Annotated in this window: 12 protein-coding genes and 2 pseudogenes; 5 read left to right on the top strand and 9 right to left on the bottom strand. The window is 63.0% G+C overall.

What is annotated here, in order from left to right; translation table 11 throughout:
* Positions 1-14: 14 nt before the first annotated feature.
* Together K5H97_RS02040 and K5H97_RS02035 are read right to left on the bottom strand one after the other, a co-directional pair.
* Positions 15-1,265, bottom strand: coding sequence for a sarcosine oxidase subunit beta family protein (locus tag K5H97_RS02040; protein ID WP_011536148.1), 1,251 nt, complete (start codon positions 1,263-1,265; stop codon positions 15-17).
* 15 nt (positions 1,266-1,280) lie between these two features.
* Complete coding sequence (locus K5H97_RS02035; protein WP_028688436.1) at positions 1,281-2,534, bottom strand: serine hydroxymethyltransferase; 1,254 nt, start codon at positions 2,532-2,534, stop codon at positions 1,281-1,283.
* A 272-nt stretch (positions 2,535-2,806) separates the two neighbouring features.
* Here K5H97_RS02035 and K5H97_RS02030 point away from each other — a divergent pair, with 272 nt between their 5' ends.
* Positions 2,807-3,847, top strand: a complete 1,041-nt coding sequence (locus K5H97_RS02030; protein ID WP_028688437.1) for a threonine aldolase family protein — start codon at positions 2,807-2,809, stop codon at positions 3,845-3,847.
* Between the two features lie 78 nt (positions 3,848-3,925).
* On the opposite strand, the gene K5H97_RS29910 is transcribed toward K5H97_RS02030, so the two are convergent.
* The 4 genes and pseudogenes from K5H97_RS29910 to K5H97_RS02015 form a co-directional block, all read right to left on the bottom strand.
* On the bottom strand, positions 3,926-4,654 hold the full coding sequence (locus K5H97_RS29910) for a methyl-accepting chemotaxis protein (RefSeq protein ID WP_371349952.1): 729 nt from the start codon (positions 4,652-4,654) through the stop codon (positions 3,926-3,928).
* Between the two features lie 135 nt (positions 4,655-4,789).
* Positions 4,790-5,767 (bottom strand): annotated as a pseudogene (locus K5H97_RS29905) (HAMP domain-containing protein); the annotation flags it as partial.
* A gap of 231 nt (positions 5,768-5,998) precedes the next feature.
* On the bottom strand, positions 5,999-6,301 hold the full coding sequence (locus K5H97_RS02020; protein ID WP_028688439.1) for a cell division protein ZapA: 303 nt from the start codon (positions 6,299-6,301) through the stop codon (positions 5,999-6,001).
* The gene (locus tag K5H97_RS02015; protein ID WP_028688440.1) at positions 6,298-6,528 is read right to left on the bottom strand and encodes a hypothetical protein; all 231 of its coding nucleotides are present in this window, start codon (positions 6,526-6,528) and stop codon (positions 6,298-6,300) included. The genes K5H97_RS02020 and K5H97_RS02015 overlap by 4 nt, the downstream gene beginning before the upstream one ends.
* A gap of 237 nt (positions 6,529-6,765) precedes the next feature.
* Between K5H97_RS02015 and K5H97_RS29900 the strand changes: the two are divergent.
* Together K5H97_RS29900 and K5H97_RS29895 are read left to right on the top strand one after the other, a co-directional pair.
* Positions 6,766-7,575 (top strand): annotated as a pseudogene (locus K5H97_RS29900) (MCP four helix bundle domain-containing protein); the annotation flags it as partial.
* The gene (locus tag K5H97_RS29895; protein WP_371349951.1) at positions 7,558-8,430 is read left to right on the top strand and encodes a methyl-accepting chemotaxis protein; all 873 of its coding nucleotides are present in this window, start codon (positions 7,558-7,560) and stop codon (positions 8,428-8,430) included. The pseudogene K5H97_RS29900 and the gene K5H97_RS29895, both read left to right, overlap by 18 nt.
* 55 nt (positions 8,431-8,485) lie before the next feature.
* Here the strand turns inward: K5H97_RS29895 and K5H97_RS02005 are convergent, their stop codons facing one another.
* Positions 8,486-9,247 carry an RHS repeat-associated core domain-containing protein gene (locus K5H97_RS02005; protein WP_051555596.1) on the bottom strand — a complete coding sequence of 254 codons (762 nt, stop codon included), beginning with the start codon at positions 9,245-9,247 and terminating at the stop codon, positions 8,486-8,488.
* 124 nt (positions 9,248-9,371) lie between these two features.
* The gene (gene gbcB / locus K5H97_RS02000; protein WP_028688442.1) at positions 9,372-10,472 is read right to left on the bottom strand and encodes a glycine-betaine demethylase subunit GbcB; all 1,101 of its coding nucleotides are present in this window, start codon (positions 10,470-10,472) and stop codon (positions 9,372-9,374) included.
* On the opposite strand from gbcB, the gene K5H97_RS01995 reads away from it, so the two are divergent.
* Both K5H97_RS01995 and gbcA read left to right on the top strand, forming a co-directional pair.
* A complete protein-coding gene (locus tag K5H97_RS01995) occupies positions 10,471-10,698 on the top strand; it encodes a protein GbcA (protein WP_175406147.1) in 228 nt (75 codons plus the stop codon). The genes gbcB and K5H97_RS01995 overlap by 2 nt on opposite strands.
* 71 nt (positions 10,699-10,769) lie before the next feature.
* Positions 10,770-12,062, top strand: a complete 1,293-nt coding sequence (gbcA, locus tag K5H97_RS01990; RefSeq protein ID WP_028688443.1) for a glycine-betaine demethylase subunit GbcA — start codon at positions 10,770-10,772, stop codon at positions 12,060-12,062.
* 150 nt (positions 12,063-12,212) lie between these two features.
* Here gbcA and K5H97_RS01985 read toward each other — a convergent pair whose 3' ends face one another.
* The gene (locus tag K5H97_RS01985) at positions 12,213-12,956 is read right to left on the bottom strand and encodes an RHS repeat-associated core domain-containing protein (RefSeq protein ID WP_051555597.1); all 744 of its coding nucleotides are present in this window, start codon (positions 12,954-12,956) and stop codon (positions 12,213-12,215) included.
* Positions 12,957-12,959 lie beyond the last annotated feature (3 nt).

Here is a 12,959-nt window from a genome sequence, read left to right as displayed (position 1 = left end):
CGGTTGTCTCCGGGTCAGTGGGCGACGGCAGCGGCGCCGTGTTCGTCGATCAGCGCGCCGTTGTAGAAACGGTCGATGGAGAAAGGCGCGGCCAGCGGGTGCATCTCGCCCTTGGCCAGGCTCGCGGCGAACACGTTGCCCGAGCCCGGGGTGGCCTTGAAGCCGCCGGTGCCCCAGCCGCAGTTGAAGAACATGTTCTTCACCGGGGTCTTGGAGATGATCGGGCAGGCATCGGGGGTGGTGTCGACGATGCCGCCCCACTGGCGGTTCATGCGCACCCGGGAGAGGATCGGGAACATCTCGACGATCGCCTGCAGGGTGTGCTCGATGATTGGGTAGGAGCCGCGCTGGCCGTAGCCGACCCAGCCGTCGATACCGGCGCCGATCACCAGGTCGCCCTTGTCGGACTGGCTGATATAGCCGTGCACGGCGTTGGACATGATCACGCTGTCGATGATCGGTTTGATCGGCTCCGATACCAGTGCCTGCAGCGGGTGCGACTCCAGCGGCAGGCGGAAACCGGCCAGCTTGGCCATGTGCCCGGAGTTACCAGCGGTGACCACGCCGACGCGCTTGGCGCCGATGAAGCCCTTGTTGGTTTCGACACCGATCACGGCGCCATTCTCTTTACGGAAGCCAATCACCTCGGTCTGCTGGATCAGGTCCACGCCCAGGGCGTCGGCGGCACGGGCGAAGCCCCAGGCCACGGCATCGTGACGGGCCACGCCGCCACGGCGCTGTACGGTGGCACCGAGGATCGGGTAGCGGGTGTTCTTCGAGCAGTCCAGGTACGGGATCTCGGCCGCCACCTGCTCGGTGCGGATCAGCTCGCCGTCCACGCCATTGAGGCGGTTGGCGTTGACCCGACGCTCGGAGTCGCGGATGTCCTGCAGGGTGTGGCACAGGTTGTAGACGCCGCGCTGGGAGAACATCACGTTGTAGTTGATGTCCTGCGACAGCCCCTCCCACAGTTTCATGGCGTGTTCATACAGATGCGCCGACTCGTCCCACAGGTAGTTGGAACGCACGATGGTGGTGTTGCGGGCGGTGTTGCCGCCGCCCAGGTAGCCCTTCTCGACCACCGCCACGTTGGTGATGCCGTGTTCCTTGGCCAGGTAGTAGGCAGTCGCCAGGCCATGGCCGCCACCGCCGACGATGACCACGTCGTAGACCTTCTTCGGCGTCGGCGTGCGCCACATGCGCTGCCAGTTCTCGTGGTGGCTGAGGGAGTGCTTGAAGAGGCCGAAGCCTGAATAACGTTGCATGGTGTTCTGCTCCACTCAGCGGTAGACCGGGAAGTCGGCGCACAGGGCGGCGACGTTCTTGGCCACATCGGCCTCGACATCGGCGTCGCCCAGGTTGTCCAGCACATCGCAGATCCAGCCGGCCAGCGCCACGCACTGGGCGACCTTGAAGCCGCGGGTGGTGACGGCCGGGGTGCCGATGCGCAGGCCCGAGGTGACGAACGGCGACTGCGGGTCATTGGGCACGGCGTTCTTGTTGACGGTGATATGGGCGCGGCCAAGGGCGGCGTCGGCGTCCTTGCCGGTCAGGCCCTGACGAATCAGGCTGACCAGGAACAGGTGGTTGTCGGTGCCGCCGGAGACCACGTCGTAGCCGCGGTCGATGAACACCTGGGCCATGGCCTGGGCGTTTTCGATGACCTGTTTCTGGTAGCTCTTGAACTCAGGCTCCAGCGCTTCCTTGAAGCACACCGCCTTGGCGGCGATCACGTGCATCAGCGGGCCACCCTGGGCGCCGGGGAACACGGCGGCGTTGAGCTTCTTCTCGATCTCTTCGTTGCTCTTGGCCAGGATCAGGCCACCACGCGGGCCGCGCAGGGTCTTGTGGGTGGTGGTGGTGACGACATCGGCGAAGGGGATCGGGTTCGGGTACAGGCCGGCGGCGACCAGGCCCGCGACGTGGGCCATGTCGACGAACAGCAGCGCACCGACTTTGTCGGCGATCTGGCGGAAACGTGGGAAATCGAGGGTCTTCGAGTAGGCCGAGAAACCGGCGACGATCATCTTCGGCTTGTGCTCGACGGCCAGGCGCTCGACTTCGTCGTAGTCGATCAGGCCGGTGGTGGTGTCGATGCCGTACTGCACGGCGTTGTACAGCTTGCCCGAGGACGACACCTTGGCACCGTGGGTCAGGTGGCCGCCATGGGCCAGGCTCATGCCCAGGATGGTATCGCCGGCTTGCAGCAGAGCCAGGTATACGGCGCCGTTGGCCGAGGAGCCGGAGTGCGGCTGGACGTTGGCGTAGTCGGCGCCGAACAGCTGCTTGGCGCGCTCGATGGCCAGCGCCTCGACCTTGTCGACGTGCTCGCAGCCGCCGTAGTAGCGCTTGCCCGGGTAGCCCTCGGCGTACTTGTTGGTCAGGCCGCTGCCCTGGGCCTGCATCACGCGCTTGCTGGTGTAGTTCTCCGAGGCGATCAGCTCGATGTGATCTTCCTGGCGCTGTTCCTCGGCATTCATCGCCGCCAGCAGTGCGTCGTCATAACCCTGGATCTGGTCTTGCTTGCTGAACATCGTGTATCTCCCGGCAGCGATCGTTTCTTGTCTGGTGAGGGTTTTCCCACCCTTTGCAGCGATGGTATGGCCGGGCACCGGGGCACAGATGCCTGCGCGCGCCTTGCAATGGCGCGTTTACGACATTGTTCAAGGCGCTGAGGAAAGTTGCGTGGGAGCGGCGGTGCGCCGCTTCTCCCAAGAGACCGCATCCGGCTCAAACAGCCTGTATAGGCAACCGCCAAATCGATGGTTTAGAGTGCGTTCCTGCGTCGTACAAAAGGACAGGCGTCATGATCGACAACAACCAACAATTCGCCAGCGACAACTACTCCGGCATCTGCCCCGAAGCCTGGGCCGCGATGGAAAAGGCCAACCAGGGCCACGAACGCGCCTATGGCGACGACCAGTGGACCGAACGCGCCTCGGAATACTTCCGCAAGCTGTTCGAGACCGACTGCGAGGTGTTCTTCGCCTTCAACGGCACCGCCGCCAACTCCCTGGCCCTGGCCTCGCTGTGCCAGAGCTACCACAGCGTTATCTGCTCCGAGACCGCCCACGTCGAGACCGACGAATGCGGCGCGCCGGAGTTCTTCTCCAACGGCTCCAAGCTGCTGACCGCCGCCAGCGTCAACGGCAAGCTCACGCCCCAGTCGATCCGCGAAGTGGCCCTCAAGCGCCAGGACATCCACTACCCCAAGCCCCGCGTGGTGACCATCACCCAGGCCACCGAAGTGGGCACGGTGTACCGCCCCGACGAGCTCAAGGCGATCAGCGCCACCTGCAAGGAACTGGGCCTGAACCTGCACATGGACGGCGCACGGTTCACCAATGCCTGCGCGTTCCTCGGCTGTTCGCCGGCCGAACTGACCTGGAAGGCCGGGGTCGATGTGCTGTGCTTCGGCGGCACCAAGAACGGCATGGCGGTGGGCGAGGCGATCCTGTTCTTCAACCGCGCCCTGGCCGAGGACTTCGACTACCGCTGCAAGCAGGCCGGGCAGTTGGCATCGAAGATGCGTTTCCTGTCGGCGCCATGGGTTGGTCTGCTAGAAGACGGCGCGTGGATGCGTCATGGCAAGCATGCCAACCACTGCGCGCAGCTGCTGGCATCGCTGGTGAGCGATTTGCCGGAGGTGGAGCTGATGTTCCCGGTGGAGGCCAACGGCGTGTTCCTGCAGATGCCGGAGCATGCGCTGGAAGTGCTGCGCAACAAGGGGTGGCGGTTCTATACCTTCATTGGCAGCGGTGGGGCGCGGTTCATGTGTTCGTGGGATACCCAGGAAGCCCGGGTGCGTGAACTGGCGGCGGACATCCGCGCCATCTTTGCTGCCTGATATATCGTCATCACGGGGCAAGCCCGCTCCCACGAGCATTCCAAGCCTCTTGTGGGAGCGGGCTTGCCCCGCGATCAGCTAGAGGCGGAACCCACCCATCTGCCGCGCCAGGTCATCGGCCAGCCCACGCAACGCCTGGCACTCCTCGCGACACCCTTGCACTTCGCTGGCCGTCTGCCGCGCCAGGTCGGAAATCCCCTGCACCGTCCGGTTGATCTCCTCGGTCACCGCCGACTGTTCCTCGGTGGCGGTGGCCACCTGCTCGTTCATGCCGCTGATGCGCTCGACCTGATCGGTGATCGCACCGAGCGAGGTGCCGGTGCGCTGGCTTGACTCGACGCCGTTGCCGGTCGCCTGCTGCCCCGCCTGCATCGACGCCACGGCGGTGCCCGCGCCCTGCTTGAGGCGGTGGATCATCTGCTGCACCTCGTCGGTGGATACCTGGGTCCGCCGCGCCAGTGTCCGCACCTCATCGGCCACCACGGCGAACCCCCGGCCCATCTCGCCGGCCCGTGCTGCTTCGATGGCGGCGTTGAGCGCCAGCAGGTTGGTCTGCTCGGAAATGCTGCGGATCACCGCCAGCACTTCGTCGATCGAGGCGACTTCGTCGGCCAGCTGCGTCACCGCCTCGGCGGCGCGGCCGATCTCCCCGGACATGCCTTCGATGTTGTGGATGGAACGGCGCACCACCTCCCGCGCCTGCAGCGCCTCGTCACGCGCCGACTGCGAGGCATGGGCGGCGGAGCCGGCATTCTGGGCGATGTCCTGCACGGTCAGGCCCATCTCGTGCACGGCGGTGGCGACCATCTCGGTCATTTCCTGCTGGCGGCCCGAGCGCTCTGCGGTGTTGTCCACCACCAGGGTCACCTGCTCCACCGACCGGTGCAGGCGTTCGGTCGTACGCAGCACCTCGCCGATCAGGCCGCGCTGGCTGTCGAGGAAGCGGTTGAAGCCACGGGCCAGATCGCCCAGCTCGTCCTGGCGCGAGTCGTCCAGGCGATGGCTGAGGTCTCCCGCGCCACCGCCGATCTGCACCAATGCGGCGGTGACCTGGCGAATGGGCCGGACCAACCCGCGTGCCAACACTACCACCAGCAACAGCGAAAGCAGCGCCACGCCGCCGCCGATCAGGCAGGTCTGCCAGATGGCCTGGCGGGCCTGGGCGTAGATCTCGGCTTCCGGCACCTCGGCTACCAGGGTCCAGTTCAGGTCTCGCAGGGGCAAGCCGAGGGCCAGGTAATCCTTGCCATCACGCTGGAAACGGCTGCTGCGCAGGCCTGCACCGCCCACCAGCACGGCCTTGGCCGCCTCGACGTCCAGCTGCTCGGCAAGCTGGCGCTTGCCGCTGAACTGCTGGTCGGGATGGACCTGGATCAAGCCGTCATTGCGCACCAGGAACACTTTGCCGTGCTCGCCGAAACTGAAGTCGTGGATCAGCTTCGACAGCTCGGTCATGCGCAGGCCCATGCCGGCCACGCCGACCAGCTGGCCGTCCTTCTCGACCCGATAGTCGATGAACAGCGCCAGCTCGCCAGTGGAGCCGTCGATATCGATATTGATGAAGCGTTCGGCACCACTGTCGATGTAGCCGTAGAACCACTTGTCCTTGGGATTGGCGCGGCTGAGCGTGCGGTCCAGCCCCTTCTCGTTGTAGTAGTGGCCGGTGACAGTCGAGGCGAACAGAGTGGTGAAGGCGTGGTTGCGCTGCTTGGCCGCCTCCAGGTATTCGATGAAGCGCGGCAGCTCGGCCGGGGCCTCACCGGCGGCCAGCCAGTCGCGCAGGAGCGTGTTGCCGGCAATGTCCGCCGCCGCCACCAGCGGCTGGCCGAGCATGCGCTCGATATCGTTGCGAATGGCTTCGACGCTGGCCGGCAACGCCGTGTCCACCAGGTAGCGCTCGGTCAGGCGGTTGAGCGCCATCGTATAGATCGCCACCACCACCAGGATGCTCGCCAGCAGGGCGGCGCCCATGCTTGCGATCAGTTGCCACTGGATACTCCGCCGCCAGATGCGCATGTTCCACTCCCCGATAATTATTGTTTTTCGGGAAGTGTATACACTTAAGTATCCAGTTGTTCCAGTGATCCGCGACACAACGGCCGCCCTAGTCGCGGGGCAAGCCTGCTACCAGTCGCCGCGCGATGGCGTCAGTCAGACGTCGGAGACGGCCTTGCTGATGGCATCGACCGTGGCGTCGATCTGCGCCTGGGTGCGCTCGAGGGTGCGGTCGTGCTCGCGCTGCAGTTCGATCTGCTTGGAGCACAAATTCAGGGCGGCCAGCACCAGCAGCTTGTCGCCGATCAGGGTCGGATAGTTGCGCTTGGTTTCGGCCAGGGCGACGTTGAGCATGCGCACGGCCTGGGAGAGGGTTTCTTCCTGGCCTTCGGGCGCCTTGAGCGAGTAGTCGTTACCCAGGATCGACACGACATTGACCGGCTGCGCTTGCAGTCTCATGCGTTCACGACACCCGCGCTGGCGCGCTCGACCAGGGCCTGGATGCGGGCGGCGGTGGCGCCGTGCTTCTCTTCCTGCTCCATCAGCGACAACTGCAGGCTGTCATTCTCTTCCTTGGCCTGGGCCAGTTCCTGGCCGAGGCTGGCGTTTTGCTCGGCCAGTTGCGCGTTCTTGTGCATCAGGTCGCTGACCAGTTGCTCGAGTTGATTCAGGGAAGTTTCCAACATGCGTCTATCTCGGTTGTTGCAAAGGGCGCACACGATAAGGAAAAACTGCCGCCCCCGCCATTAAATATCGGATTCAAAAGGTGTTTGCCGGGTTCAGGTTGACCCAGGATCGGCTCCCTTGTTCCGACCTGGATCAACCGCTGGTCAGGAAAATAGTTAGCTGCCTCACAATTTTTGCCTGACGGACTCAAGACTGGCCGGTCACGACCGATAGGCAGGCAGGTCCTCTTCCGTCGCATGGATCGCGGCACCTCTTCTGCCTTGGGAACTGCCTCCATGTCCTTACGCAATATGAATATCGCGCCGCGCGCGCTGCTCGGGTTCGCCGTGATCGGCCTGCTTATGCTGGGCCTCGGCGTGTTCTCGCTGATCCAGATGGGCAACATCCGCCAGGCCGGCGTGACCATCGAGGAGATCAGCGTGCCCAGCATCAAGACCCTCGACGAGCTGACCGCGCTCAACCTGCGCCTGCGCACCCTGTCCTACCGCCTGCTGCTCAACCGCGAACCGGCCACCCAACAGGACACCCTGCGCCTGCTGGACGAGCGCAACGCACAGATCGACAAGGCCCGCCGCGCCTACGAGCCGCTGGTGACCGCCGCCGACGAGAAGGCCGCCTTCGACCAGTACGGCCTGCTGCTCAACCAGTACCGCCAGCTCGAGGCGCGCATGCGCACGCTGAGCCAGGCCGGCGATCTAGACGCCCTGCGCGACCTGCTCAACCGCGACCTGCTGGACAACTCCGAACAGATCAACAAGATCATGGACACCCTGGTGCGCATCAACACTGACCAGACCAGCGCCACCAATGCCCAGGCCGCCGACCAGTACAGCGGCGCCTTCGCCCTGGTGATCAGCCTGCTGGTGGCCGCCACGGTGCTGACCCTGCTGTTCGCCTTCCTGCTTACCCGCAGTATCGTCAAGCCCATCGACGAAGCGCTGCAGGCCGCCGAGCAGATCGCCGAGGGCGACCTGACCCACAGCATTCACGCCGAAGGCACCGACGAGGCGGCGCGGCTGCTCAAGGCCATGGCCAAGATGCAGGACAAGCTGCGCGACACCCTGCAGCTGATCGCCGGCTCCGCCACCCAGCTGGCCTCCGCCGCCGAGGAGCTGAACAGCGTCACCGACGAAAGCGCCCGTGGCCTGCAGCAGCAGAACAACGAGATCGAGCAGGCCGCCACTGCCGTCACCGAGATGACCAGCGCGGTCGAGGAAGTGGCCCGCAACGCGGTAAGCACCTCCGAGGCCTCCAGCGAAGCCAGCCGTTCGGCAGGCGATGGCCGCGACCTGGTGATGGAGACCGTGGGCGCCATCGAACGCATGAGCGGCGACGTACAGTCCACCGCCAAGCTGATCACCCACCTGGCCGAGCAGTCCCGCGATATCGGCAAGGTGCTCGACGTGATCCGCGGCCTGGCCGACCAGACCAACCTGCTGGCGCTCAACGCCGCCATCGAGGCCGCCCGCGCCGGCGAGGCCGGTCGTGGCTTCGCCGTGGTCGCCGACGAGGTGCGCGCACTGGCGCATCGCACCCAGCAGTCCACCAGCGAGATCGAGCGGATGATCGGCAGCATCCAGGGCGGCACCGAGCAGGCCGTGGACTCGATGCGCACCAGCACCGAGCGCGCCGAGTCAACCCTGAACATCGCCCGTGGCGCGGGCCTGGCGCTGGACACCATCGCCGGTGCGGTGGCGCAGATCAACGAGCGCAACCTGGTGATTGCCAGTGCGGCGGAAGAACAGGCTCAGGTCGCCCGCGAGGTGGACCGCAACCTGGTGAACATCAACGACCTGTCGGTGCAGAGCGCTACCGGGGCACATCAGACCAGCGCGGCGAGTGCCGAGCTGTCGCGCCTGGCGGTTGACTTGAACGGCCTGGTGGCCCGCTTCCGTACCTGACCTTTACAGCCATAGCGAGGCAAGCCCGCGATTAACTGCCTCTAACCCAATGGCATCAGGTAGAGGTCCTGATGCCATTCATGGATCCACCCAGTGACACAATTTCGTGGTCAACCGTGGATACCTGAACGCTGGAAGCTCCATCGGTTGTCGACGGCGTACTTGTTTCTCTGCGCAGGCCCAGCACTGCCCTTACATTGGTGCTGACACTTTCCTTGACATACTGCCAGAGCTCCGCTCGGTTCTCCCAGACCGCCTTGGCAATCCGAGTTCCTGCTCCCGCTGCCAGCAGTGCGGTCCCGGCATTGGCAACATAGGTAGCCGCCCCCACCCCGGCCAACCCCAACCCTGCTGCCACCACACTGGTGGCGGAACCAGCCAGGGCAACCCGTGTGGCGTTCACCGCCAACGCCCCCTTGGGCTCTGGCCCCAACAACAACGCCAGCGGCGAGGCGGTATGCAATGCGATGGTCCCGGAGCGCTGAATGATCTGCGAGACCAAGGCAGAGTATCCGCCAGTCGGGTCAAGCCGGTTCACCGGATCTCCCGCACAATACATGTACATGTTGATGCCGCCCTTGTCGAACGGACTCAACGTGTCAGGTTCTTGGAACCGCATCAAGGCAGGACTGTACCGACGGTGCCCATTGCCTAATGGATAGCGATCCATCCGGGCGTCACGAGGCTGTCCACAGAAACCTGTCATCGGGCTGATCGGTGACGTTAACGCCCCATAGGCGGTAAAGCCCCGATCGGAAAAACCAATGCCGCCAAGGGGGGTGTTCTGCTTGTCGCAGGCAAACAAGTAGGTAGGCATTGTCCACAATCCTTCGCCGTGAATTCCATCCGAAGATTGGCAGCGATGCGGCGCTAGTGGAACTGGCAAAATTATCAGGCACCCCATGTAACCCGGGCCGCTTTGCGGCCCCTGCGAATGTAGATCAATACTCGATCCGCACATCCCCCTTCGGCACGCTGCAGCACGACAGGATGTAACCCTCGGCCTCATCCTCCTCGGTGATCCCGCCGTTGTGCTCCATCTCCACCTCGCCGCCGAGCTTGAGTACCTTGCAGGTGCCGCAGATCCCCATGCCGCAGGCCTTGGGGATCATCAGCCCGACCTTGGCCGCCGCCGCATGCACGGTCTCGCCAGGGGCCACGCGGATGCTCTTGTCGCTACCGACGAACTCCACCAGGTTGAGGTCGGCCACATCCACTTCCGGCGCATCGGCAGCCGCTTCGGCATGCTCCACCGCGTCGGCCTTCGCCTCAGGCGGCGTCGCACCGAACGATTCCTCGTGATAATTCTTCATGTCGAAGCCGACCGCCTCGAGCATGCGCTTGACCGCGTTCATGTAGGGCGTCGGCCCGCAGCAGAAGATCACGCGCTCCAGGTAGTCCGGGGCAATCAGTTCCATCAGCCGCTGGTTCAGGTAACCGCGGTAACCGGCCCAGGGCTCACCCAACCCATGCTTTTCGCAGATGATGTGCAGGCTGAAATTGGGGATGCGCGAGGCCATCTGCTCCAGCTCGCGATGGTAGATGATGTCTTTCGGCGAGCGGGCGCTGTGCACGAACACCATGTCGACATTGGCGTTGGTGTCGTAGAACCAGCGGGCCATGGACATCACCGGGGTGATGCCGACGCCGCCGGACAGGTAAAGCGTCTTGCCCGCGGGGAAGTCGATGGCGTTGAACAACCCCACCGGCCCGTGCACCGGCAGTTCAGCGCCTTCATGCATGGTGTCGTGGAGGAAGTTGGACACCAGCCCACCCGGCACGCGCTTGACGGTGATGGAGAAGCTGTAGGGCACCGACGGCGAGCTGGAGATGGTGTACGAACGCATCACAGGCTTACCTTCGATCTCCAGTTCCAGGGTGACGAACTGCCCGGGCTTGAAGAAGAACATGATCGGCTGGTCGGCCATGAAGCAGAAGGTGCGCACGTCCCAGGTTTCCTGGATGACCTTGACGCAGCGCACGATGTGGCGGCCATTGGCCCAGGTCTGGGTGGTAACCGGATTGAGGAAGGTATCGGACATGTTCATCTCCAGCAGCCGACTGTCGGCCATTCTCATGGCTCCGATAATGCGCAAGCGCACCGCGCCGTACATTCCCATCCGCGACATCGGCGTGCTCATCGCGACCAGCCCCGCGCTACAAGGGTTGGCGCGTCGGAATTCGATGCGGCCATGTCGCCCGTGGATATGGTCATTTCCCGGCCCGGACGCACACTCCTCGGCAAAACAACAGGTTGTTTATCGCTAACAACAGCCTTGCGGCACTACAACAACGATTAGCCACTTCAGCCGGCCGCGCGCGGCCACGAGGACCACACGATGGACGTCACCGCAACCCTGAGCCTGGGCGATCCACTGGAACCTGCACGCAAGGCCACCGCCGAAATGCTGCAGACCCGCGAGCGCACCTACTCGCTGCCGCAGCCGTTCTACTGCGACGAGCGCTTGTTCCAGATCGACATGCAGGAGATCTTCCACAAGGAGTGGCTGATCGCCGGCATGGTTTGCGAGATCCCGACCAAGGGCAACTACATCACCCTGCAGATCGGCAAGAACCCGATCATCGTGATACGCGGCGCCGAAGGTAAGGTGCATGCCTTCCACAACGTCTGCCGCCACCGCGGCTCGCGCCTGTGCGTCAGCGACAAAGGCAAGGTGGCCAAGCTGGTCTGCCACTACCACCAGTGGACCTATGAGCTCGATGGCCGCCTGCTGTTCGCCGGCACCGAGATGGGCGCCGACTTCGACATGAACCAGTACGGCCTCAAACCGGTGAACGTGAAGGTGGCCGGTGGCTACATCTTCATCAGCCTGGCCGAGAACCCGCCAGCCATCGACGAGTTCCTCGCCACCCTCGACCACTACATGGAACCGTACGACATGGAGAACACCAAGGTGGCGGTGCAGACCACCTTGATGGAGAAGGCCAACTGGAAACTGGTGCTGGAGAACAACCGCGAGTGCTACCACTGCAGTGGCTCACACCCCGAATTGCTGAAGACCCTGCTGGAATGGGACGACACCAACGACCCGCGCGCCAGCCAGGAATTCAAGGACCACGTGGCCGCCTCGGCCGCCGCCTGGGAAGCCGAGGGGATTCCGTACCTGCACAAGAGCCATGGCCTGCGTAACCGCATCGTGCGCATGCCACTGCTCAAGGGCACCGTGTCGATGACCATGGACGGCAAGCAGGCCTGCCAGAAGCTGATGGGCCGTATCAAGAATCCGGACCTAGGCTCAATGCGCATCCTGCACCTGCCGCATTCGTGGAACCACTGCATGGGCGACCATATGATCGTGTTCACCGTGTGGCCGATCAGCGCGCAGGAGACCATGGTCACCACCAAGTGGCTGGTGCATAAGGATGCGGTCGAGGGGGTTGATTACAACCCAGAGGAGATGCGCAAAGTATGGGATGCCACCAACGACCAGGATCGTCGGTTGGCGGAGGAGAACCAGCGGGGGATCAATTCTACCGCTTACCAGCCTGGCCCGTACTCCAAGACCTATGAGTTCGGGGTGGTGAACTTTATTGACTGGTACAGCCAACGCTTGCTTAACAATCTTGGTGCCGAGCCGGCGCCTTATCTAAAGGAAGTCATTTCTCAGTAACCCCAGGCCCTACGTGCTGCCTAGTACTGAACCAGCGGCAAGTAGGGCATTCCACCTTCATCATGCGAAGATGCGGCTATAGCCCTGTCATCACTGGGATGGGGTGTAACGACTGCGGCAAGTTCCTCTTGCCAGATCAAACATCGCCTTTTACAGCCTGTTCAGTAGATCATCATTTTGCTCGGCCTGCCTCAACATATCGGCCTCACGACGCACATCGACTCGCCTATTTTTTTGTACCATTTTATAAATGTCTACACTTGCGATGAGAATCTCGATACCTGTCGCACCCAGACTTAAAACTGCGGCAGCGCCTTTCAAATTGTCGGCGGCACTCATTAGTCGATCGTAACTATCCTGCTCTTTTGGCGTCGTAGGGCCTGGTAGATTGCTTATAAGCTCAGACATCGCTGACAACGCCACTGCAGCCCCCTTGAAAGCGTAGGAAACATACTCGCCAACTTTTCTCGGTTCATACCACCCCTCCTCTGAACCGGTGATATAGCGCTTTACAAGCTTCTGACCAACATAAATTCCTTCCATGAATATTTTTACCGTCACGAGATTGTTCTTCGCGACGGTATAAAGCCATCGACCATTAGGATCGACATGATTTATGGGGTCGAGCGCGCAATAGGCATAAGCATTTATCCCCCCTTGGGAAAAAGGGCTTAATGCATCTGGAGAATGGAAGCGCATCAACCAGGGGTTATAGAAGCGGTGTCCGTTCCCGAGCGCATACGCCCCCTGGCCACGCTCACATAACTGACCTGTGAAACCCATCAGCGAAAAATATGCCTGCCTGTAGCCAAACGGCGTGTACCCACGACCCGAATTGAGATTCAAGGCACTCTTCTGCCTGTCAACTTCTAGAAGTACAGTAGCCTGTCTCATGGT

Origin of the sequence: Pseudomonas mosselii, from assembly GCF_019823065.1 — a bacterium.
In the GTDB taxonomy this organism is placed as follows: Bacteria; Pseudomonadota; Gammaproteobacteria; order Pseudomonadales; family Pseudomonadaceae; genus Aquipseudomonas; species Aquipseudomonas mosselii.
Note: the sequence above shows the minus strand (reverse complement) of the source record. Positions and strands in the feature narration are given on the sequence as shown.

Excerpts from the sequence above, each read along its gene's own strand:
- K5H97_RS02035 (WP_028688436.1), bottom strand. The coding sequence starts at position 2,534 with ATGTTCAGCAAGCAAGACCAGATCCAGGGTTATGACGACGCACTGCTG.
- K5H97_RS01995 (WP_175406147.1), top strand. The coding sequence starts at position 10,471 with ATGTTCATCTCCAGCAGCCGACTGTCGGCCATTCTCATGGCTCCGATA.
- K5H97_RS02030 (WP_028688437.1), top strand. The coding sequence starts at position 2,807 with ATGATCGACAACAACCAACAATTCGCCAGCGACAACTACTCCGGCATC.
- K5H97_RS02040 (WP_011536148.1), bottom strand. The coding sequence starts at position 1,265 with ATGCAACGTTATTCAGGCTTCGGCCTCTTCAAGCACTCCCTCAGCCAC.
- K5H97_RS02015 (WP_028688440.1), bottom strand. The coding sequence starts at position 6,528 with ATGTTGGAAACTTCCCTGAATCAACTCGAGCAACTGGTCAGCGACCTG.
- gbcA (WP_028688443.1), top strand. The coding sequence starts at position 10,770 with ATGGACGTCACCGCAACCCTGAGCCTGGGCGATCCACTGGAACCTGCA.
- K5H97_RS29910 (WP_371349952.1), bottom strand. The coding sequence starts at position 4,654 with ATGGTCGCCACCGCCGTGCACGAGATGGGCCTGACCGTGCAGGACATC.
- K5H97_RS29895 (WP_371349951.1), top strand. The coding sequence starts at position 7,558 with ATGGCCAAGATGCAGGACAAGCTGCGCGACACCCTGCAGCTGATCGCC.
- K5H97_RS02005 (WP_051555596.1), bottom strand. The coding sequence starts at position 9,247 with ATGCCTACCTACTTGTTTGCCTGCGACAAGCAGAACACCCCCCTTGGC.
- K5H97_RS02020 (WP_028688439.1), bottom strand. The coding sequence starts at position 6,301 with ATGAGACTGCAAGCGCAGCCGGTCAATGTCGTGTCGATCCTGGGTAAC.
- gbcB (WP_028688442.1), bottom strand. The coding sequence starts at position 10,472 with ATGTCCGATACCTTCCTCAATCCGGTTACCACCCAGACCTGGGCCAAT.
- K5H97_RS01985 (WP_051555597.1), bottom strand. The coding sequence starts at position 12,956 with ATGAGACAGGCTACTGTACTTCTAGAAGTTGACAGGCAGAAGAGTGCC.